Source organism: Streptomyces marinisediminis, from assembly GCF_026262575.1.
In the GTDB taxonomy this organism is placed as follows: Bacteria; Actinomycetota; Actinomycetes; order Streptomycetales; family Streptomycetaceae; genus Streptomyces; species Streptomyces marinisediminis.
Window position 1 is genome coordinate 75,490 of record NZ_JAPKFL010000009.1, and the last position, 19,003, is coordinate 94,492.

Consider the following 19,003-nt stretch of genomic DNA (forward strand, 5'->3'; position numbering starts at 1 on the left):
GGCCGCCGAGTGGGCCGCGCGCCCGCGCGCCCCCGTACCGGCACGCGCGTCGGACGCGTCAGTCGCGCACCGTGTAACCGGCCCGGCGCAGCGACGCCGTCACCTCGGCGCAGTCTTCGGGGCCCTTCGTCTCCAGGTGCAGTTCCACCTCCACCTCGTCGAGTCCGAGCCGCGGATCGGTGCGGACGTGGCTCACGTCGAGGACGTTAGCGTCGGCCACTGACAACTCCGCCAGCAGCGCCGCGAGCGCCCCCGGCCGGTCGGACAGACGCAGCCGCAGCGACAGGTAGCGCCCGGCGGCCGCCATGCCGTGCCGCAGGGTGCGCTGCATGACCAGCGGGTCCACGTTGCCGCCCGACAGCACCGCCACCACCGGCCCCTCGAAGGAGTCCGGCTCGCTCAGCAGCGCCGCCACCGCGCTCGCCCCGGCGGGTTCCACGACGAGCTTCGCCCGCTCCAGGCACAGCAGCAGCGCGCTGGAGAGGGCGTCCTCGGAAACCGTACGGATCTCGTCGACCAGTTCGCCAACGATTTTGAACGGCACGTCCCCCGGCCGCCCCACCTTGATGCCGTCGGCCATCGTGGTGGCGCCCGCCAGCGCCACCGGGTGCCCGGCGGCCAGGGAGGGCGGGTAGGCGGCGGCGCCCTCGGCCTGCACGCCGACGACGCGCACGTCCGGGCGCAGCGCCTTCACCGCGAGCGCCATCCCCGCGATCAGCCCGCCGCCGCCCACGCCGACGACGACGGTGCGCACCTCGGGGCACTGCTCCAGGATCTCCAGACCCACCGTGCCCTGCCCGGCGACGATGTCGGGGTGGTCGAAGGGGTGGATGAACACCGCGCCCGTCTCCTCGGCGTACGCGGTGGCCGCCTCCAGCGCCTCGTCCACCACCTGCCCGTGCAGCCGCACCCGCGCGCCGTAGCCGCGGGTGGCCGCCAGCTTCGGCAGCGGCGCGCCGACCGGCATGAAGACCGTGGCCGGCACCCCCAGCAGCGCGGCCGCCAGCGCGACGCCCTGCGCGTGGTTCCCGGCGCTCGCGGCGACGACGCCCTTCGCGCGCCGCTCGGGCGGCAGCGCGGCGATCCGCGTGTAGGCGCCGCGGATCTTGAACGACCCGGTGCGCTGGAGGTTCTCGCACTTCAGGTGCACGGGTGAGCCGAGCAGTTCGGTCAGGTGGCGGCTGCCCTCCAGCGCCGTGACGCGGGCGATCCCGCCGAGCGCCTTGTGGGCGGCCCGTACGTCGTCAAGCGTGGGCTCATGCGGAGTGTCGACCATGCTCGCCAGTCTGGCAGCGTCCACCGCGGCCCTCGACCGCTGCGGCCCCCCGCGACGCCCGGTACCGTCGGCGACCGCGCCGCTGCCGGGCTTCGCGGGCCCCCCGCCGGGCCGCCGCGGACCGCCGCGAGCCGGTCGGCGTGGGACGCGTCCGCCGCTGCCAGGTCGTTACCGCAGCGGCGGTACGGTACGCGCCCAACGCGCGTACCCTGTGGCGCACCCTCACGCGCAGCACGCCGTTAGTCCGTACGTCCACAGAAGCGAGTCCCCGGCCATGCCCACGCACCCGGACCTGACGACCGACTCCCCCCAGCCCTCCCGGCCCGCCCCCGGCGCCTCCGCTCCCGCCGCCGACCGGCCCGCCGACGCCCCGTGCGAGGACGCCGCCGGGTGCCGGGACGACCCGGTGCTCGAGGCCATGCAGCACCAGGTGGCCCTCTTCGCCCGCCGGGCCGAGCAGACCCGCCTCGGCGGGGTCGGCCAGGGCCGCAACTCCATGGACCGCGCCGCCTACCTGCTGCTCAACCGGCTCGACCAGGAGGGCCCCACCGGCGTGAAGGCGCTGGCCTGCGGCATGGGCATCGACTCCTCGACCGTCACCCGGCAGGTCGCGCCGCTGGTCGACTCCGGGCTGGTCGAGCGCACCTCCCATCCCGAGGACGGGCGCGCCGTCGTCCTGGAGCTCTCGGCCCGCGGCGCCGCTCGGCTCGACCAGGTGCGCGCCTCGCGGCGGGCGCTGATGGCGCTGCTCACCGAGGACTGGGACGAGCGGGAGCGCAGCACCTTCTGCGACCTGCTGGCCCGGTTCAACGAGGCCCTGGCCGCGGCGCACTCCCCCGTGGGCGGTTCCTGACCGGGGACGGGGCAACGCCGCCCCGTTCGTGACCGGTTCGCGTCCTGCACGCCTCTTGACCCGGCCCCGGCCGGGCCGTCCCATAGCGGTGTGACAGAGCTGCGGGTGGTGCTGGAGCGTCGCCGCGCCCGGGAGTTCGAGGCGTTCGCCGCGGGAGCCGCCGGCCGGCTGCTGCACGCCGCCGCGCTGCTGACCACCGAGCCGCGCGACGCCTGCCCGGCCGCCGAACGGCTGCTGACCCGGGCCCTCGCCCGTACCTACGCCGCGTGGGACGCCCTGCGCGGCGAGGACCCCTACGACCGGACGCGCGCCGAACTCACCGCGCTCTTCGCCCGCACCGCGTGGCGCTACCGGCGCTCGCGCGGCGGCGTGCTCGGACGGCTCACCCCGCAGGAGCGGCTCGTCCTCGTCCTGCGCGTGCGCGAGGAGGTGGCCGAGGAGCGGACGGCGGCCGGGCTGGGACTGTCCGAGGAGCGGGTGCGCGCCATCCTCGCCCGGGCCGTCGCGCGCATGCGGCACCCGGCCGCCGGGGCCGGGCCCGCCTCCGGCCCGGCCGCCCGGCTCGGGATGGCGGCCCGGTGAGCGCGCCGGGCCACTACTCCTCCGAGGGGCCGCCCGACCCCAAGCTGGAGCCGGTGCGCCGCGCGCTGGACGCCCCGCACCCCGTCGCCCCGCCCGGCCTGGCCGCCGCGGCGGCGCAGCGCGGGCGGCGCCTGCTGCGGCGGCGCCGCGCCGCCCGCCGACTGGGCTGGGCGGTGCTGGCGCTCGCCGTGGTCGCCCTGGCGGTGTGGGGGTCGACCGTCCAGCCCTGGCAGCCGGCGGACACGATCACCCCGCCGGGCCTGGGCTGGTGATCCGCCCGCCGGCCCTGCCGCCCCGGTCGCCCCGGTCGCCCGCTAGGCCAGGGCCTGGGTGAGATCGGCCAGCAGGTCGTCGACGGACTCGATGCCCACCGACAGGCGCACCAGGTCGCCCGGCACCTCCAGCAGCGAGCCCGCGGCCGAGGCGTGCGTCATCCGCCCCGGGTGCTCGATGAGCGACTCCACGCCGCCGAGCGACTCGCCGAGCGTGAACAGCTTCGTGCGGTCGCACACCGCGACGGCCTCCTCCTCGCCACCGGTCACCCGGAAGGAGATCATGCCGCCGAAGGCGCGCATCTGCTTGGCCGCCACCTCGTGGCCCGGGTGGCCCGGCAGCCCCGGGTAGAGGACGGCGCTCACCTTCGGGTGGGCCTGGAGCATCTCCGCGACGCGGGCGGCGTTCGCGCTGTGCCGGTCCATGCGCACGGCCAGCGTCTTCACCCCGCGCATCACCAGCCAGGCGTCGAACGGCCCCGCGATGGCGCCCATCGCGTTCTGGTGGAAGGCCAGTTCCTCGCCCAGCGCCGCGTCGGCGGTGACGAGCGCGCCGCCCACGACGTCGGAGTGGCCGCCCATGTACTTCGTCGTGGAGTGCACGACGACGTCCGCGCCGAGCGCGAGCGGCTGCTGGAGGTAGGGACTGGCGAAGGTGTTGTCCACCACCAGCCGCGCCCCGGCCGAGCGGGCGACGTCGGCGACCCGCGCGATGTCGGTGACGCCCAGCAGCGGATTGCTCGGGGTCTCCACCCACACCAGCTTGGTGCGGTCGGTCAGCGCGGCGCGCACGGCGTCCGGGTCGGAGCTGTCGGCCACCGACCACCGCACGTCCCAGCGCTCGGCGACCTTCGAGAACAGCCGGAAGGTGCCGCCGTAGGCGTCGTTCGGGATCACCACGTGGTCGCCCGGCGTGAGCACGGTGCGCAGCAGGCAGTCCTCCGCGGCGAGCCCCGAGGCGAACGCGAGGCCGCGGCTGCCGCCCTCCAGCGCGGCGAGGTTCTCCTCCAGCGCCGTGCGCGTCGGGTTGGCGCTGCGGCTGTACTCGTAACCGCCGCGCAGGCCGCCCACACCGTCCTGCTTGTAGGTCGACACCTGGTAGATGGGGGGCACCACCGCGCCGGTCGCGGCGTCGGGCTCCTGCCCCGCGTGGATCGCGAGCGTCTCGAAATGCTGGTCCGTCATGGGCCCGACCCTACGTCGCCCCCACCCGCCGGACCGAACGTTCGGCCCCTTTGGCCGGAACCTCCCCCCACCGGCCCCGGGGCCGCCGAGGCGCGGGCCTCGGGCGCCGCCCGCGAGGGGGCCGCGCGGGGCGGGTGACCGTACCGCCGGCCCCCGGGGGGCCGTACCGTGGGGGTATGGAGCTCCTGCTGTCCCTGCTGCTGGTCGCCGGTCTGGTCGGCTTCTTCCTCGTCCCCGCCCTGCGGCGCCGCCGCGCCGTCCGCGAGGCGAACGCGGGCATGGCCCGCGCCGATCAGCCGGACGCCTACGGCTTCGTGCCCGCCGAGCAGCTCGACGTCCGCCTGCCGGGTCCGGACGAGGAACTGGTGGAGGCGCTCGGCGAGGCGCAGCGCACCCAGGACTGGCAGCCCGTCGCGCGCCTGCTCGCGCTGACCGGCGACGACTGGGAGCTGCGCTGGCAGCGCGTGCAGTCGCTGGCCGGCGCGGCGGCGCTGGAGCTGGCCCGCGCGCGCGGGGCGCGGGGCGCGCAGGCGCCGTCCCCGGAGGCGCCCGGCATCTCCTTCACCAAGGACGCCCCCACCGAGGCCCGCCAGCAGGACGCCCGCTGGCTGCGCGACTGGCGCGCCGCCCGGCCGCAGGACCACGGCGCGACCCAGGTCTACGCCCAGTTCCTGGTGTGGCAGGCGCTGGCGGACCCGGCGTCGGCGGACCACCGCATCATCCTGGAGGAAGCCCGCAACGTCGCCCACGAGGCCGCCGCGCTGCCGGGCGCGGACGCCGACCCGACGCCCTACATCACCGAGCTGTTCGTCGCCCGCTCGCTGAGCTACCGCCGCGCGGACTTCGAGGCCCTGTGGGACCAGGTCCTGCGCCGGGCCCCGCACCACATGGGCGCCCACCTGGCCGCGCTGCCGTACTGGTCGGAGAAGTGGCACGGCTCCCGCGAGGACGCCTACGCCTTCGCGGAGGGCGCCGCCGCCCGGGCCCCCGAGGGCAGCCTGCTCCCCGCGCTGCCGCTGTTCGCCGTCTGGGAGCACCTGCCGGACGCGAACCTGGTGCGCGGCATGTACCGCAGCAAGGTGATCGAGGACGCCATCGAGGCCGCCGAGTTCGCCGTCAACGACGCCGACGAGGACCACCCCGTGCGCGCGCACGTGCTGCACCTGCTGCTGTGCCTGCTGGTGCGGGCCGGGCGCTACGACGAGGCCATGGAGGCGCTGCACGCCGTCGACGGCTACGTGGGCGCCGTGCCGTGGGTGGAGTCGCCCGACCCCGCCGCCCAGTACGCCGCCTACCGCGCGCTGGCGGTGGCCGGTTTCGAGAACCGCGGCGGCGACCACGCCGCCACGCAGCCACCGCCCGCGCCCTGACGACCCGCCCGACGCCGAAGAGGGAGCACCGCGATGTTCACCCACCACAGGACCCACCTGCCCACCCCCGACCAGGCCCTGCCCGGCCGCGCCGAGCCGGCGTACACGCTCACCGAGTCGCACGCCGTCCTGGGCACGCCGCTCCTCGGCCCCTACCCCGAGCACCTGGCGACGGCCGACTTCGGGCTGGGCTGCTTCTGGGGCGCCGAGCGCGCGTTCTGGGAGCAGGACGGCGTGTGGACGACGCTCGTCGGCTACCAGGGCGGCCACACCCCGCACCCGACCTACGAGGAGGTGTGCTCGGGGCTGACCGGGCACACCGAGGCCGTCCGCGTCGTCTACGACCCGGCGAAGGTGGACTACGGCCGCCTGCTGAAGACGTTCTGGGAGGCCCACGACCCGACCCAGGGCTTCCGGCAGGGCAACGACGTGGGCACCCAGTACCGCTCGGCGGTCTACACCCACTCCACCGCGCAGCAGGAGGAGGCCGAGGCGTCCCGCGCGGCCTACCAGCACCTGCTGACCGCCTCCGGCTACGGCGACGTCACCACCGAGATCCTCCCCGCCGACGCCCGCCCCTTCTACCCCGCCGAGTCCTACCACCAGCAGTACCTGCACAAGAACCCCACCGGCTACTGCGGCATCGGCGGCACGGGCGTCTCCTGTCCGGTGGGCGTCGTCCGCGCGGACGGCTGAGCGGGCCACTTCCTTCCAGCGCCCCCGCTCGCGGACCGCGCAGGACGGGGGCGTAGCCGTCGCCGCCCGACTCCGGACGTCGCCGCGGAAGGTCACCGTAAGGCCCACCACGGAGTCGTCTGTGAGCGTGGACCCGGTGGACGGCTCACCCGTCGTTTCCCCGGGTCCCCTCACCAGCCCGTCACGCGGGTACGGTCGGGTTGACGTTCGCTGCGTGCCGCCGTCCGCCTCGGCGACACGCGGTCGGGGCACGACCATGGGGAGTTGGTTCGGCATGCCGTCCGGCGCTGCTCGGGAGACGGAGACGGGGTTCACGTCGGAGAGGGCCGGACGGGTGATGGCTGCGGCGTGCCGGTCCGCCGGGCTCGGCAGCGACGGCGCGCGGCTGATCCGCCTCGGGGAGAACGCCCTCTTCCGGCTGGCGGCGCATCCGGTCATCGTGCGCGTCGCGCGGTCCGCCGACTACCTGTCCTCGGTGCGGACGGAGGTGGCGGTCTCCCGCTGGCTGGCCGGTGAGGGCTTCCCGGCGGCGCGCACCGTGGACGACCTCGATCAGCCGGTGATCGTCGCCGGCCACCCGGTGACCTTCTGGCACCTGATCGACGAGGGCGACCGGAAACCCACCTACGGGGAGCTGGGCGGCTTGCTGCGGGACCTGCATGCGACGCGGCTCCCCGCGGGCCTGGAGTTGCCTGCGTACGAGGTCTTCGGCCGGACCGACCTGCGCATCGAGAAGGCGGCCGGGATACCGGAGGACGACCGGAGGTTCCTGCGCGAGCGGAGCCGTGCGTTGCGCGACCGCCTGGCGGAGCTGCGGTTCGAGTCGGCCAAGGGCCCGGTCCACGGTGACGCCCATGTGCAGAACCTCATGGTGGACCGGAGCGGCAGGACGCTCATAATCGACTTCGAGAACTTCAGCTACGACCATCCGGAGTGGGACCTGATGGTCACCGCCACCGAGCACCACAGCCTGGGATGGCAGACACCGGAGCAGTACGCCGCGTTCACCGGGGCCTACGGCCGGGACCTGCGCGACGGGGAGGGCTTCCCGGTCCTGCGCGGCATCCAGGAGTTCAAGATGACGACGTGGCTCATGCAGAACATCGCGGAGGGGCCCGCGGTGGCCGAGGAGTACGCACGGCGCATCGCGTCCCTGCGGAACGATGACGCGCCCCGGCACTGGCAGCCGGGCTGACGACTGCCCGCACCGGGTGCCCTACTCGTCGTCGTCCAGCTCGGCCAGGGCATCGTGCACCTGCTCGCTGAAGCGCTGGACGGCGGAGTCACCGGCGTATGCGGACAGCTCGCGCTGGAAGTCGGTGACATACCGCAGGAAACGAGCGGACTGGAGCGCGTCCCCGTTCTCGACGGCCAGACTCGCGGTACCGAGTGCCGCTTCCACATCGCCGTCGAGCAACTGGCTCTGGGCCAGCACCATCCGGCAGAACCCGAGCGTGCGGGCGTATCGCGGATCGGTGATGGCAACGGCACGTTCGGCGAAGCGCATCGCCTCGGCGCCCTGCCCCAGATCGCGGAAGCAGTGGCAGAACTCCCCGACCAACTCGGCCTCGTCCATGTAGGCCAGCCAGCCGGGATCGTCGCCGCTGTCGGCCCGCTCGAAGTACCTTTCGGCCTCGTTCATCGCTCGGGCCGCTCCCGTGCTGTCCTGTGCGGTGGACAGGGCACGGGCCTCGTGTGCGGCGAACAGGGCCATGGCGCGCGGCGTGGCCCGTCCCCGGCCGCCCTCCACGGACGCACGGGCGAGTTGTACGGCGCGGGGCGCATGGCCCAGGTAGTTGGCCTGGTGGCTCATGTTGGTGAGGATGCGGGCACCCATCATCCGGTCGTCGTTGACCTGGGTGAGCCGCAACGTCGCGATCAGGTAGCGGTCGGCCAAGGTGTGGTTGCCGGTGTCGTACGCGGTCCACGCGAGGAGCTGCGCGACCTCCGTGGCCGCTTCGAAGAGGGCCTTGCCCACACGCTCGCTGTAACTGGCGCCGAGCAGCGGGAGAACGTCCTCGCGGAAGTAGTGGCGCAACGCCTTGTGCCCGTGTCCGCCGCCGAACTTGAAGTCGAGATGCATGAACATCTCCGCGGCCGTCCGTACGGCGGCGACATCCCGCATACCGACACGGCGGGCGCCGGGTGCGTCGGTGGTGAGTCCGTCCGAACGCGAGACCAGCCACGACAGCACGGCCGAGTTGACGTCGCCCTCGGGTAACAGATCCCCGCCGACCGGGGCGTCCTCGGGGCGGAGCTGGGTGAGGACGTCCAGATGGCCGAGGGCTTCGGGCAACGAGTGCGCGTAGCCGATGCCTCCGACGGGCACGGCCGGTTGCATCTGGGGAAACCCGAGATCCGGCGGCGTGAACCTCCGGCTCAGCTTCTCGCTCAACGCCTCCGCCAGGAAGACGGCCGTCTGCGGCTGGATACCGCCACCGTCCAGCCAGCGTTGCACGGATACGTGGGTGGTCCCCAGGTGCACGCCTCGCCGTGCGGCGATGTCCCGGACGCGTCGGGCAAGTCCCTTGTTGGACGCTCCGGCCTCGGCCATGACAGCGGCCAACCGGTGATTCGGTTCCCTACTCATGCTCCCTGCCTCCCGAGAAGGCGTCAGGCGCCCATCGTTACACGGGAAATGCCCCTCCGGTCAGGGGGTTCACCGAAGACCCCCCCCCGCGGTGCCCGGAGAACCCCCGGTGTGCACGTGAACCCCTCGGCGATCACTCCCACCTGTGTGAATCACGCCCTTGACTGTTCTCACACGACGGCGGAGCACCGCTTCCGCCGATGGGTCGAAGGGGTAGCGATGGAGACGCGCGAAGCAGTACATGAGCCGATCCTGCGGACTGCGGGCAGCACCCCACGGAAGCCCGCGTCACTGGCGGCGGCCGAGCGCTTCCGCGCGATCGTGCTCGACGCGGACTCGCCGGACACCGCACACGTCGCACGCCGCACGGCTGCGGAAGTGCTCCACGACTGGGGCCTGCGGCACCTGTTGGACGACGTGACGCTGTGCGTCTCGGAGTTGGTGGGCAACGCCGTGCACCACGCCACCCCGGACGGCTGGCAGGACGGGCTCGGCGGGGAGCGGCATCTCTCCGTCGCCTTCCGGGCTTGGCCCGAGTGGCTGTTCGTGGAGGTCTGCGACCAGGACTCCACACCGCCGATGCTGCCGACCGGGGGCCTGCTCAACCCGCTGGCCCATGCCGTCTCGTCCGAGATGACGTTGCCGGACCACGGGCGCGGGCTGCTCATCATCCAGAACCTCGCCGATGCGACCTGGTGGGCCCCTCGTGACACCGGCGGCAAGAGCGTCTTCTGCCGCTTCGACCTGAACGGCGGGGCCAGCTGATGGCCGGCTCCCTTCACAGACTCCGCAGGAGCCACAGGCAGCCGGACCCCCACGGGAGCTCAGGGGTCCGGGTGGCGTCCTCGGAGACCGCCCGGGAGCGGCGAGAGCTCTCCGGCGCGGTGGGCGGTTCCCCGGTGGGGATTTCCCCGTCCCTTCCTCGGGGAGCCGCCCGACAAGTCCCGTGGCAGTGATGGAGAACAGCAGGAGGACGCGGATGCTGGCAGTGCGGGTGCGGAGCGGCGACCTGATCGAGGTGGACGGCCGGTGGCAGGAGATCAAGGCCGTACGGACACAGCGATACGCGACAGGCGGCACGTGCGTGACCTTCATGTTCCAGACGGGCCCGGCGCTTCGGCTCCGGGCGGGCGACTCGGTGGCGATCCGCCGGGACGGACAGGAGGTGACCTGATGGCGCTCCGATCACGGATGCGGTTCGTGCACTGGTCCCTGACCATCGACCCGGACAAGGGCGAAGCGGTCTACGCAGCAGCGTGCGTCACTTGCGATGACGCCTCGGAGCCGTCCGCCGACAAGAGATCCCCTGAGCAGTGGTGCCTGCGCCACGCGGGCCGCACCGGTCACATGGGCTTCCTGGCCACCATCACCAGCCACTTCCGCGCGACGCCGCTGGAAGGTCCTGGACCGCCCTGACACCGGGGCGGCACCGCGCCGCCACCGACCACAACCGGCCCACCCCCTCAACCCTGGCAGGCACAGGGGTGGCCCGGCGGAGACCCCGGAGGACCCCGGTGCCGATGGTACCGGGGCACTTCGGCGTGCCTTGGATGAACTCGGCCTTGGAGCAAGCCAGTTCAGGCGACCACATGGGAGAGGGGCACGGGCCGATGCACGACCCGGAAGAGACACGCTTCACGAGCGACGCGCTCGACCTCGACGCAGCGCTGTGGGTCCGCGGCGTCGACTACCTGTCAGGCTGGCGAGAAGCGACGGATGCCGCGCGGTCCCTGGCTGACGCGCTCGAAACCGCGGGCGTGACAGCGGCAGACATACAACTCCGAGCGGACACAGGACCGGACGGCTCCGGCATCGTCAGCCTGAAGTGCTCCCCGGAGGTAGCGCGGACGGTAGCCAGGCTGGTGGGGTAGCGGGTGGGTGGCCTGTTGATCACAGCTTTAGGAGTTCGCTCCGAGGAGCGAGCACGATGCCTTGCATGTCGGACTGAGCGGTCCGCGTAGCTGCTGCGACTTGTCCTGTACGAGCCGCAGTCGGACGATGGCAGGACTGTTCGGTGCTGCCTGTCGCGGCCTTAGCCGACGACAGCCAGCCACGACGGCGGGGGTACCGACCGATCAGGTGCACGTATGCCTCGCTGTACCCACCACTGGGCTCAGCCACTCTGCAATGGATTTCCCGTCGACCAGAACGACCCGCGAGAGCATGCCCGTGGCTACGGTCCGCAGCACCTTCTGATTCGTTAACTGTAGATCACAGGGAGATCAACTATCGATTGTCAGCAATAACCTCGATAGCCAAAATCCGAACAAGCTCAATGTCGGGATAAAGTCTCTTCGCCTCACGACTCAGCGGCAGCAAGACCTTAGATTCAGCATAGCGAACGTCATCCTTCGCATGCACGATTCTATTCCGGAGCATGTAGATTCTCTTAGCCACCTGAGAAGCCAAAGATTCACCACTCTTCAGATTAATGGTAGGGACTCCGGAAATTGGACCCTTATTGCTGAAGTGGCCGCCATGATCGAGCGAAAAGAACTGTTGCAATTTATCCTCTTGGACGCACTCTTCAACGAGAGTCCGCAACTGCTCCCCCTCGCTGGCTCCATGCGACCGCTCCACGGAGTTAAGGATTCGCAGTACGGATGAATCCTTCTCTTCTTCAAAATCGAGCGAACGCAAAATCCTGCGCACCTTCCTTACAGCCCCCCGCCCGTGAACTGCTGGAAGATAGTGCTCCAAAATCTGATAATAGGATAGATAGAACAGCGTGTGATTACCTCGCATTGTGAAGTCACTAGGAATGGAAAAAGCGTGGCAATATTGTCAGGCACCGGCGTCTTTGGGAATCTGACGGTGTAACTGACCGCCCCTCCGGGCCGCCGAAGCGACAAGCTTTCCCTCTTGGGGCGAAGAGAATAAGCGCATCTATGACGGGCGTTTAGTTCAAACAGGAAGGAGTTTGCCAACTCGCGAGATCGACTCACAAGTTCCGGCTTTTCAGTTGCTCCTCCAAGATAAATCTTCAAGGTGACCTGAGAACGAGCCCGCTCCCGCTCGTCCGAACTTGACGATGCAAACGGAGTGCAAAGGGCGGAGTTCGGTGAGATCTCGATGCACGTAGAGCCGTCACTCGAAGTGACGCGGATGAGCGGGTAGACGTGATCCCTGTCTTCGTCACGCACGAGCGGTGGTTCGTGTGCATGCGCATGAGAGCAAGGATGGACCTCGAATTTGAATTTTTCAATAGTCAGGGCCCGGAAAGCGTTAATTCCATGCTGATTAACTTCAAATGCAGCGAAACCCCTCTCGGGGTCGACCCAGCCCTCATATTCTAATATTCTCTCAGCGCCGCGATCGATCGCTTGCACGATTTCGATTGCCGCATCGATGGGTATCGCGACCCCTCGCTGGCGCCATCCACTTTTCTCTGGCGGATCGAAGATCAAGAAATCGCTATCCGTTTCCGCGTACTCCAGATTAAGTGCTTGCTCAATCTGAGAGATTTTATCGGCGTCGAGGGATTGCGATTGATTCTCCCTTATCGCTTCAGGCATAAATATCTCCCTATGACATGGCAACTACGGGACAGATGCCGGATAGTCCACGAACACCGTGCCCGGCAGCCTAGAGCATTCGTCCCGCGCGTAGGGGCGGAAGTTGCCTAGGTCGGCGGAGCGGCTTTGGCACGATTGATCATGGCCAGGACGATGCCACGCCGGTCGGCCAGACCGATCACGTTCTCCAGTTCGCGCGGCATGCGGGTGAGCCGGTCCACGTGCCAGCACGCCACGGCGTCGACGTGCCCGCTTGACGTGCAGACAACGCCCGGCAGTCCTCTTCCCAGCGGGCAACGCTGAGTCCGGCCCTGTCCCAGTTCTGGCTGATCTGGCAGGAGATCGCCGCTCGTAGCTTCACGGGTCACATTGCTACACCCTCGTAGGCACGGGCGGCTCCTGCCCTGTCGTGTCGTCCGCGCGGACGGCTGAGGGGAGCCTGCGCCGGGGCGCGGGGCGGTTCTCCGGTGGGGCCCGGGATGGGGGGGCGGTCAGGGGGTGGGGTGCTCGGGGGGTGTCGGGTGGCGGGGGAGGGCCAGGACGATGAGGACGGCCGCGGCGGTGAGGATCGCGGCGCCGGTGCGGAAGGCGAGCGCGTAGCCGGGGGCGAGGCCCTCGGGGGTGTCGCCGGTGATGTGGGCGGCCGCGACCGTCGAGAGCACCGCGAGGCCGAGCGAGCCGCCCATGGTCCGCGCGGTGTTGACCAGGCCGGAGACGATGCCGGCGTCGTGCGGCGGGGCCCCGGCGGTGGCGACGGAGGCCAGCGGGGTCGCGGAGAGCCCGGCGCCCAGCATCATCAGCAGGCCGGGGCCGAGCATCGTGCCCAGGTAGGTGCCCTCGGCGTGCAGCGCGCTCTGCCACAGGTAGCCCAGCGCGGCGATCAGGACGCCCGCCAGCGCGACGTTGCGGGCGCCGGCCCACACCATCAGCCGGGGCGCGAGCTTGGAGGCGGCGACGATCGTCAGCGAGTGCGGCACGAAGCCGAGCCCGGCCTGGAGCGGGGTGAAGTCGAGCACGTTCTGCATGTAGAGGGACATGAAGTACCAGGAGCAGAACATCGCCGCGCCGCAGGCGAACATCGCGGTGTTGCCCGCGGCGACGGACGGCATGCGCAGCAGCCGCAGCGGCATCAGCGGCGCCCGGGCCCGGGCCTCGACGGCGACGAACAGGCCGAGCAGCGCGAGTCCGGCCAGCAGCGGCACGAGCGCGGCCGGGGACGACCAGCCCGCCGACTCCGTCTGCACGATCCCGTAGGCGAGCGTGGCCAGGCCACCGGTGACGAGCACCGCGCCGGGGACGTCCAGGCGGCGGCGTTCGCCCGCGCGGCTCTCCACCAGCCACACGGTCGCCGCGACGAGGACGACCGCGCCGACGGGCACGTTGACCAGCAGCACCCAGCGCCAGTTCAGCGCGTCGGTGAGCACCCCGCCGATGAGGGCGCCGGCGGCCCCGCCCCCCGCGCCGACCGCCGTCCAGGTGCCGATGGCCCGGTTGCGCGCCGGGCCCTCGGCGACGGAGACGGTCAGCAGGGTCAGCGTCGACGGGGAGAGGACGGCCGCGCCCACGCCCTGCGCGGCCCGGGCGGCCAGCAGGTGCCACGACTCCTGGGCAAGCCCGCCCGCGAGGCTGGCCACGGTGAACAGGGCGAGGCCGACGAGGAAGACGCGCTTGCGCCCGAACAGGTCCCCGGCCCGGCCACCGAGCAGCATGAACCCCGCGAAGGTGATGGTGTAGGCGTTGACGACCCACTGGAGCCCGGTGGCGCTCATGCCGAGGTCGGCGCGCATGGCGGGGAGCGCGACGTTGACCACGGAGACGTCGAGGACGACGAGGAACTGCCCGGCGCAGGCGGCGAACACGACCGCCCACAGCGGTGGGGTCCGGCGCCGGGCAACGGGTATGCGGGCCTTCGCCGTGTCCTCCACCATGGCGTTCATGCTAACGGGACGCCGCCCGGCGCTGGCGCGGCGTCCTCGCGCCCCACCGGAGCCCCGGCGGGACGGGCCGGGGCCCCCCGCCCGCCGGCCCGTCCCGCCCGGGCCGGGCCGTCCCGCGCAGGCTGGGCCGTACCGCCCGGGCGGGGCCGGGGTCACATCTTCTTGATCTTGGCGTAGCGCACCAGCTCCGGGGCTTCGGAGGCGATGACGGCGACCGTCACGAGGGCCAGGGCTCCCATGGCGAGACGGACGACCGTCGCCGGGATGAAGATGCCGTTCCTCATCGCGGACTCACCTCCTCTCCCGGTTCGGCCCGCGGGGGTGAGGCGAACTCGGCCAGCAGTTCGGTCACCAGCGAGGTGATCAGCGGGACGGCGTCGGTGACCGCCTGCCGCACGGGCTCGCTGAGCCCCACGCTGACGTCGGGCTCCTCGCCGGTCATCCGCACCAGCGGTTCGCAGCCGACGACCAGGACGCGCGGCAGCGGCCCCTCCCCCAGCCGCCGGGCGAGCGCGAGGACCTTGACCGGGTCCATGGCGTGCGCCTCCGGCGCGACGTCGTCGAAGTCGTCGACGGGCGGCTCGATGACGCTCAGCGTGCCGGGGCGCTGCCCGCGCGGCGCGGCGTCGACGAAGAGGACGGCGGCGTACCCCTCGGTGAGCCGGTAGGCCAGGTCCATGCCGCGGATGCCGAAGTCGGCGACGTGCGCCTCGGCGGGCAGCGCCACCTCCCGCAGCGCGGTGGCCACGGCCGGGCCGAAGCCGTCGTCGCCGAGGAAGATGTTGCCGATGCCCGCGACCAGGAGGCGCGGGGCGCGCACCGCCGCGGCGCCCGCGCCGTGCGGGGCCGGTTCGACCTCCTCGGGGGAGAAGAAGAAGCGGTGGCCGATCTGCGCGGCGGCGGCGAAGTCGCGGCCGGGGTCGCCGTCGAGGATGACGGCGAGGTGCACGTTGCCCTCCAGGTCCTCCTCGACGCCCACGACCTCGGCGGTGCGGCCGGTCAGCGCCAGGTCGATGATGTCGGCGCCGCGCACCGGCCGGAGCCGCACCCGGCTGCCCCGGCCCACGGCCACCCCGTCGACGAGCACGGTGCGCGCGGGGTCGGACGCGGTGCCGGGCGTCTCCCACGGGGTGCTCACGCCTCCCCCAGCGGGGTCAGGGGGCGGAACTCGCGGATGGTGCCGTGCAGGGCGGCCAGCTCGGCGGGGGTGAGCCGGGCGCAGCGGTCGAGGATCTCCCGGGCGCGCGGGTCGCAGGCGCGGGCCTCGGCCCGCTCCTCCTCCGTCAGCGAGAGCACGCTGAGGACGAGGAGCTGGTCGATCTCGGTGCCGTCGAACAGGTCGCCGGGGCTCTCGGGGGCGACGGCGGGGAAGTCGTAGAGCGTCACCGGGGAGCTGAGCACGGTGTGCGCTCCGGCCGTGCCGTCCTGCCGCCCGGCGCCGAGCCCGCCGGGGCCGCCGTCGACGAGGACCGGCCAGACCCCGTCGTTGCGGCACGCGGCGGCCGCACCGGCCAGGTGGGCGGGGGGCTCCAGGAGCGAGACGAAGCGCGCGGCCGGGCAGCGCAGCACGGTGTGCGTGGAGACGAGGGCGTAGGCGGCGGCCCGCTCGCGCGCGTCGCGGGCGGCCGGGTCGGGGGCGGGACACGCGGTGGTGTTCGCCACGTGCACGCTGAGCCGGTACACCCCGTCGGCGGCCGGTTCGACGCCGATCCGCACACTGCCGGTCAGCGGCTGCCAGGAGCGCACGAGGGTGGCCGCGTGCGTGCCGTCCGGCTCGCGCAGCGGCTCGCGGTCGGTGCCGCCGTCGACGCCGAGGGGGACGGTGCGCGGCCCGGCGCGCAGCTCGCCGAGGGTGAGCGTGACGGGCAGCTCCCGCTCGGTCGCCTCCTGCCAGGTGAGGTACCGCTCGCCGCCGACGGTCGCCGCGTCGACGGGCTCGGGGCCGCCGGGGGCCTCGCGCAGCACCTGGCGGTCGACGACGTGCAGGAACCGCACGCGGACGGTGATCTCCGCGTCGTCGGCGGCGCCGCCCGCGTCGAGGAGGACCTCGGTGTGGGAGGCGGAGCGTTCGCCCAGCGCCTCGGCGCACGCGGCGGGGAAGACCCCGCCGAACGTCCAGCGCTTGGTGTTCTTCAGCGCGGACCTGCGGTACGGCCACAGCAGGTAGCCCTCGTAGATGCAGGTGCGCACGATCTTCTCGACGGCCGTCTCGTCGGCCGGTTCCGCGTCCATGGCACTCCGGTCGGTGGTGGTCGGGGGCGGGGTGGAGGACGGGGCGGGGGCGCCCCGGCCCGGTCAGGCCCGGGGCGCGGGCGCGGCGTCGGTCCGGTCCGGGGGCGCCGTCCGCCCCGTCGGCTCGGGCGCCCGCGCGTGGTCCGCCTGGTCCAGCAGGCGGTTGACGGTCTGGTCCCAGTCGACGCACACCGCGCGGGCCCGGTAGGCGTCCAGGCGGGCCCACGTCGGCCCGGACAGCCGCAGCCACGGGCTGTCCGGGTAGTAGCGCTCGATCAGCTCGTGCCACAGCGCGGCGGGCAGCCGGCAGGCGGCGTCCTTGGACCAGGAGACGCGGGCGGCGCGCAGCGTCCCGCCGGGGGCGTCGAAGAAGACGGTGCCGCTGAACAGGAAGTCCAGCGGCACGTCCCCGTCGGTGACGGCGTTCAGGTACTTGGTGACCGCCAGCTCGGTGTCGTAGGCGCAGGGCACCAGCAGGTCGGCGGTGGTGTGCTCGTCGAAGGCGGGCACCTGCACGGTGGTCTGGGTCCACGGCAGCGGGCGCAGGCCCTCGCTCCACTGGTCGGCGCCGCCGAACAGCTGGGCCAGTGCCGCGCGCGTCCCCGCGTCGTACCGGCGCCGGGTGACGTCGATGCGCACCGCCGTGGTGAGGCTGACGGAGCGGACCGGGCCGCCGCCCGACCGGGAGACGCGCACGCCGAAGCGCAGGGTGGGCACGGCGGCGTACCGCTCCTGGGTGACGCCGGTGAGCGCGAAGTCCAGGTCCGGGACGGCGTGGGGCGCGGCGCCGGGCGGCTCCGGGGCCGTCATGCCGGGGAGAGGTTGGGCATGTCGGGCTGGATGGGCTGGCGCAGCGCCGCGTTGATGCCGGTGGAGCGGCGGGCGGTGGAGCGTTCGTCGTCGGTGTGTCCCGGCTGGCGCTTGGCCTCGCTGAGATGGTTGCCGCTGTTGACGCCCCGGGTGTGGGACGCCGTGTCCGGCTTGACGTCGGCCTTGCCTACGGAGATGCCCATGACGCCTCCTGGTGGGTGCGGTGGTCGCCGGTGCGGGCGGTGCGGCCCGCCCGGCCGGTCTCGTCGCCGGTCTCGTCGCCGGTCTCGTCGCCGGGCCGTCCGGCGGTGGCGGCGGTCTGGGGGCCGCCCGCAACCCCGGCGGGGGCGGGCGTCCCGGTGGCTGCGGCGGCCCCGGTGGCCGAGGCCGCCAGGCGCGCGAAGAAGCCGTCGACCTGGCGCCACACCTCCTGGCCGCCGCCCAGTCCCTCCCAGTGTGCGCGCACCAGGGCGGTCAGGCGATAGCAGTCGTCCAGCGGCAGCAGCCAGTGCTCGCGGGTGCCGCCGGCCCGGTGGACCAGCAGCGCCTCGACGTCGTCGGCCAGCGTGGCCAGCGCCGGGTGGGCGGCCGTCACCTCGCGCCAGACCTCCGGGTCGGGGGTGGCGCGCAGCGTGCCCAGCGGGTTGGGGTAGCGGGCGGTGACCTCGCCGGAGGCCGCGTGGCGGGTGAGGAAGACCAGGTCGACCGGGAGGCCCAGGCCGGCCCACAGGGCGTCGTCGAGCACGTCGTCCGGCAGCCGCACGCGGCGCTGCGGGAGCAGCCGGTAGTGCGCGCCGCCCGCCTCCCGCCGGTCGAGGAGGAGCGCACAGGCGCGGCAGGCGCAGGCGATCTCGTCGGCGGGCAGGTCGAGCAGGTGCCGGTGCTCCTCGGGCAGCGGCTCCGCGCACAGGTCGCAGCGCTCCTCGGCCGGACCGGCGCGGCGCGGGTCGCGGGCCGCGGCGCGGTGGGCGACGGCCCGCAGCCGGGAGGCGGCCGGGGCGGTCACGGGGCGCCGCCCACGGCGGCGGGCCGCTGGAAGAGGGAGTCGACCGGGATCACGGTCGCCGGCGCGGCGTCCGTGGCCCGCTCCACCCGGACGTCGGCGAGCTCGGGCGCGGCGCCGGCCAGCGCGTCGCGCACGGTGCGCTCCGGGGGGACCGGGGGCGGCGAGCAGCCCTTGGTGGCCCCGGTGAGGCGCACGTGCGCGGCCACGCCGGTCAGCCGTGCCACCTCCAGCTCCAGGCCGAGGCCGCGCAGGTGCTCGGCGAGCCCGTCCAGCGCCCGCCGGGCGCGCACGTCCGGCGGGTCGGGGTGCAGGTCGTGCACGAGCAGCAGGTGGCCGACCAGCTCGTCGTCCGCCAGCCGCCGCACGAGCGACGCCCCGGCGCTCGCGCGCGCCGCGACCCCACCCCCCGCGCCGTCCGCACCCGCGTCGTCCGCACCCGCCCCGCCCGCGCCCGCGTCGTCCGCCGCGGCCGCGTGCCGCAGGACCCGGGCGAGGCAGTCGCCGTACAGGCCGACCAGCGCCTCGACGGTCTCGCGGGCGCGGGCGGCCGCCGCGCTGTCGGGCAGCGCGTCCAGTCCGCCCAGCAGTTCCTCGGCCCGGCCCACCTGCTCCCGGGCGAACGCGTTGTCCCAGGGCTGTGCGGTGCCCGCGCCCGGCGCGCGGTCGTCCACGGCCGCCA

General features: G+C 73.1%; 24 protein-coding genes. 10 read left to right on the plus strand and 14 right to left on the minus strand.

The window, feature by feature from the left end; all coding sequences use genetic code 11:
* Positions 1–58: 58 nt before the first annotated feature.
* On the minus strand, positions 59–1,276 hold the full coding sequence (gene ilvA, locus OSB71_RS09775; RefSeq protein ID WP_265946523.1) for a threonine ammonia-lyase: 1,218 nt from the start codon (positions 1,274–1,276) through the stop codon (positions 59–61).
* Between the two features lie 274 nt (positions 1,277–1,550).
* On the opposite strand from ilvA, the gene OSB71_RS09780 reads away from it, so the two are divergent.
* The 3 genes from OSB71_RS09780 (at position 1,551) to OSB71_RS09790 (ending at position 2,983) form a co-directional block, all read left to right on the plus strand.
* Positions 1,551–2,129: a MarR family winged helix-turn-helix transcriptional regulator gene (locus OSB71_RS09780; protein ID WP_416237232.1), complete on the plus strand. Its 579-nt coding sequence runs from the start codon at positions 1,551–1,553 to the stop codon at positions 2,127–2,129.
* A gap of 90 nt (positions 2,130–2,219) precedes the next feature.
* The gene (locus tag OSB71_RS09785; RefSeq protein WP_265946525.1) at positions 2,220–2,711 is read left to right on the plus strand and encodes a sigma factor-like helix-turn-helix DNA-binding protein; all 492 of its coding nucleotides are present in this window, start codon (positions 2,220–2,222) and stop codon (positions 2,709–2,711) included.
* A complete protein-coding gene (locus OSB71_RS09790; RefSeq protein WP_265946527.1) occupies positions 2,708–2,983 on the plus strand; it encodes a hypothetical protein in 276 nt (91 codons plus the stop codon). Before OSB71_RS09785 ends, OSB71_RS09790 begins: the two co-directional genes overlap by 4 nt.
* Positions 2,984–3,025: 42 nt before the next feature.
* Here OSB71_RS09790 and OSB71_RS09795 read toward each other — a convergent pair whose 3' ends face one another.
* Positions 3,026–4,168, minus strand: a complete 1,143-nt coding sequence (locus tag OSB71_RS09795) for a cystathionine gamma-synthase (protein WP_265946529.1) — start codon at positions 4,166–4,168, stop codon at positions 3,026–3,028.
* Positions 4,169–4,344: 176 nt separating this feature from the next.
* On the opposite strand from OSB71_RS09795, the gene OSB71_RS09800 reads away from it, so the two are divergent.
* From OSB71_RS09800 to OSB71_RS09810, 3 genes are all read left to right on the plus strand, one after another.
* Complete coding sequence (locus OSB71_RS09800) at positions 4,345–5,538, plus strand: hypothetical protein (RefSeq protein ID WP_265946531.1); 1,194 nt, start codon at positions 4,345–4,347, stop codon at positions 5,536–5,538.
* A gap of 33 nt (positions 5,539–5,571) precedes the next feature.
* Entirely contained in the window at positions 5,572–6,234 is a 663-nt protein-coding gene (gene msrA, locus OSB71_RS09805; RefSeq protein WP_265946533.1) for a peptide-methionine (S)-S-oxide reductase MsrA, read from the plus strand.
* A gap of 274 nt (positions 6,235–6,508) precedes the next feature.
* Positions 6,509–7,429: a phosphotransferase enzyme family protein gene (locus OSB71_RS09810; RefSeq protein WP_265946535.1), complete on the plus strand. Its 921-nt coding sequence runs from the start codon at positions 6,509–6,511 to the stop codon at positions 7,427–7,429.
* Between the two features lie 21 nt (positions 7,430–7,450).
* On the opposite strand, the gene OSB71_RS09815 is transcribed toward OSB71_RS09810, so the two are convergent.
* Positions 7,451–8,824, minus strand: a complete 1,374-nt coding sequence (locus OSB71_RS09815) for an NsdA family TPR-like regulatory protein (protein ID WP_265946537.1) — start codon at positions 8,822–8,824, stop codon at positions 7,451–7,453.
* Between the two features lie 219 nt (positions 8,825–9,043).
* Here OSB71_RS09815 and OSB71_RS09820 point away from each other — a divergent pair, with 219 nt between their 5' ends.
* From OSB71_RS09820 to OSB71_RS09835, 4 genes are all read left to right on the plus strand, one after another.
* A complete protein-coding gene (locus OSB71_RS09820; RefSeq protein WP_265946539.1) occupies positions 9,044–9,589 on the plus strand; it encodes an ATP-binding protein in 546 nt (181 codons plus the stop codon).
* 214 nt (positions 9,590–9,803) lie between these two features.
* Positions 9,804–9,998 (plus strand): hypothetical protein, encoded by a 195-nt coding sequence (locus OSB71_RS09825; RefSeq protein ID WP_265946541.1) that lies wholly within the window; start codon positions 9,804–9,806, stop codon positions 9,996–9,998.
* Positions 9,998–10,240 carry a DUF7848 domain-containing protein gene (locus OSB71_RS09830; RefSeq protein WP_265946543.1) on the plus strand — a complete coding sequence of 81 codons (243 nt, stop codon included), beginning with the start codon at positions 9,998–10,000 and terminating at the stop codon, positions 10,238–10,240. The genes OSB71_RS09825 and OSB71_RS09830 overlap by 1 nt, the downstream gene beginning before the upstream one ends.
* Before the next feature lie 146 nt (positions 10,241–10,386).
* A complete protein-coding gene (locus OSB71_RS09835; RefSeq protein ID WP_265946545.1) occupies positions 10,387–10,695 on the plus strand; it encodes a hypothetical protein in 309 nt (102 codons plus the stop codon).
* Positions 10,696–11,050: 355 nt separating this feature from the next.
* On the opposite strand, the gene OSB71_RS09840 is transcribed toward OSB71_RS09835, so the two are convergent.
* The 11 genes from OSB71_RS09840 to OSB71_RS09890 form a co-directional block, all read right to left on the minus strand.
* Positions 11,051–11,476: a hypothetical protein gene (locus OSB71_RS09840; RefSeq protein ID WP_265946547.1), complete on the minus strand. Its 426-nt coding sequence runs from the start codon at positions 11,474–11,476 to the stop codon at positions 11,051–11,053.
* Positions 11,477–11,481: 5 nt separating this feature from the next.
* Positions 11,482–12,339, minus strand: a complete 858-nt coding sequence (locus tag OSB71_RS09845; protein WP_265946549.1) for a hypothetical protein — start codon at positions 12,337–12,339, stop codon at positions 11,482–11,484.
* Between the two features lie 107 nt (positions 12,340–12,446).
* Complete coding sequence (locus OSB71_RS09850) at positions 12,447–12,575, minus strand: recombinase family protein (RefSeq protein WP_265946551.1); 129 nt, start codon at positions 12,573–12,575, stop codon at positions 12,447–12,449.
* 255 nt (positions 12,576–12,830) lie between these two features.
* Positions 12,831–14,267, minus strand: coding sequence for an MFS transporter (locus OSB71_RS09855; RefSeq protein WP_265946553.1), 1,437 nt, complete (start codon positions 14,265–14,267; stop codon positions 12,831–12,833).
* A gap of 161 nt (positions 14,268–14,428) precedes the next feature.
* Complete coding sequence (locus OSB71_RS09860) at positions 14,429–14,560, minus strand: hypothetical protein (RefSeq protein WP_265946555.1); 132 nt, start codon at positions 14,558–14,560, stop codon at positions 14,429–14,431.
* Positions 14,557–15,414: a hydrogenase maturation protease gene (locus OSB71_RS24480; protein ID WP_323055263.1), complete on the minus strand. Its 858-nt coding sequence runs from the start codon at positions 15,412–15,414 to the stop codon at positions 14,557–14,559. The genes OSB71_RS09860 and OSB71_RS24480 overlap by 4 nt, the downstream gene beginning before the upstream one ends.
* Positions 15,411–16,508: a hypothetical protein gene (locus OSB71_RS09870; protein ID WP_265946557.1), complete on the minus strand. Its 1,098-nt coding sequence runs from the start codon at positions 16,506–16,508 to the stop codon at positions 15,411–15,413. The genes OSB71_RS24480 and OSB71_RS09870 overlap by 4 nt, the downstream gene beginning before the upstream one ends.
* Positions 16,509–16,571: 63 nt before the next feature.
* Positions 16,572–17,318 (minus strand): DUF6084 family protein, encoded by a 747-nt coding sequence (locus OSB71_RS09875; protein WP_265946559.1) that lies wholly within the window; start codon positions 17,316–17,318, stop codon positions 16,572–16,574.
* Complete coding sequence (locus OSB71_RS09880; protein WP_265946560.1) at positions 17,315–17,521, minus strand: hypothetical protein; 207 nt, start codon at positions 17,519–17,521, stop codon at positions 17,315–17,317. The genes OSB71_RS09875 and OSB71_RS09880 overlap by 4 nt, the downstream gene beginning before the upstream one ends.
* On the minus strand, positions 17,506–18,324 hold the full coding sequence (locus OSB71_RS09885; protein ID WP_265946562.1) for a DUF5947 family protein: 819 nt from the start codon (positions 18,322–18,324) through the stop codon (positions 17,506–17,508). Before OSB71_RS09885 ends, OSB71_RS09880 begins: the two co-directional genes overlap by 16 nt.
* Positions 18,321–18,995 (minus strand): NifU-related iron-sulfur-binding protein, encoded by a 675-nt coding sequence (locus OSB71_RS09890; RefSeq protein ID WP_265946564.1) that lies wholly within the window; start codon positions 18,993–18,995, stop codon positions 18,321–18,323. The genes OSB71_RS09885 and OSB71_RS09890 overlap by 4 nt, the downstream gene beginning before the upstream one ends.
* Between the last annotated feature and the right edge of the window lie 8 nt (positions 18,996–19,003).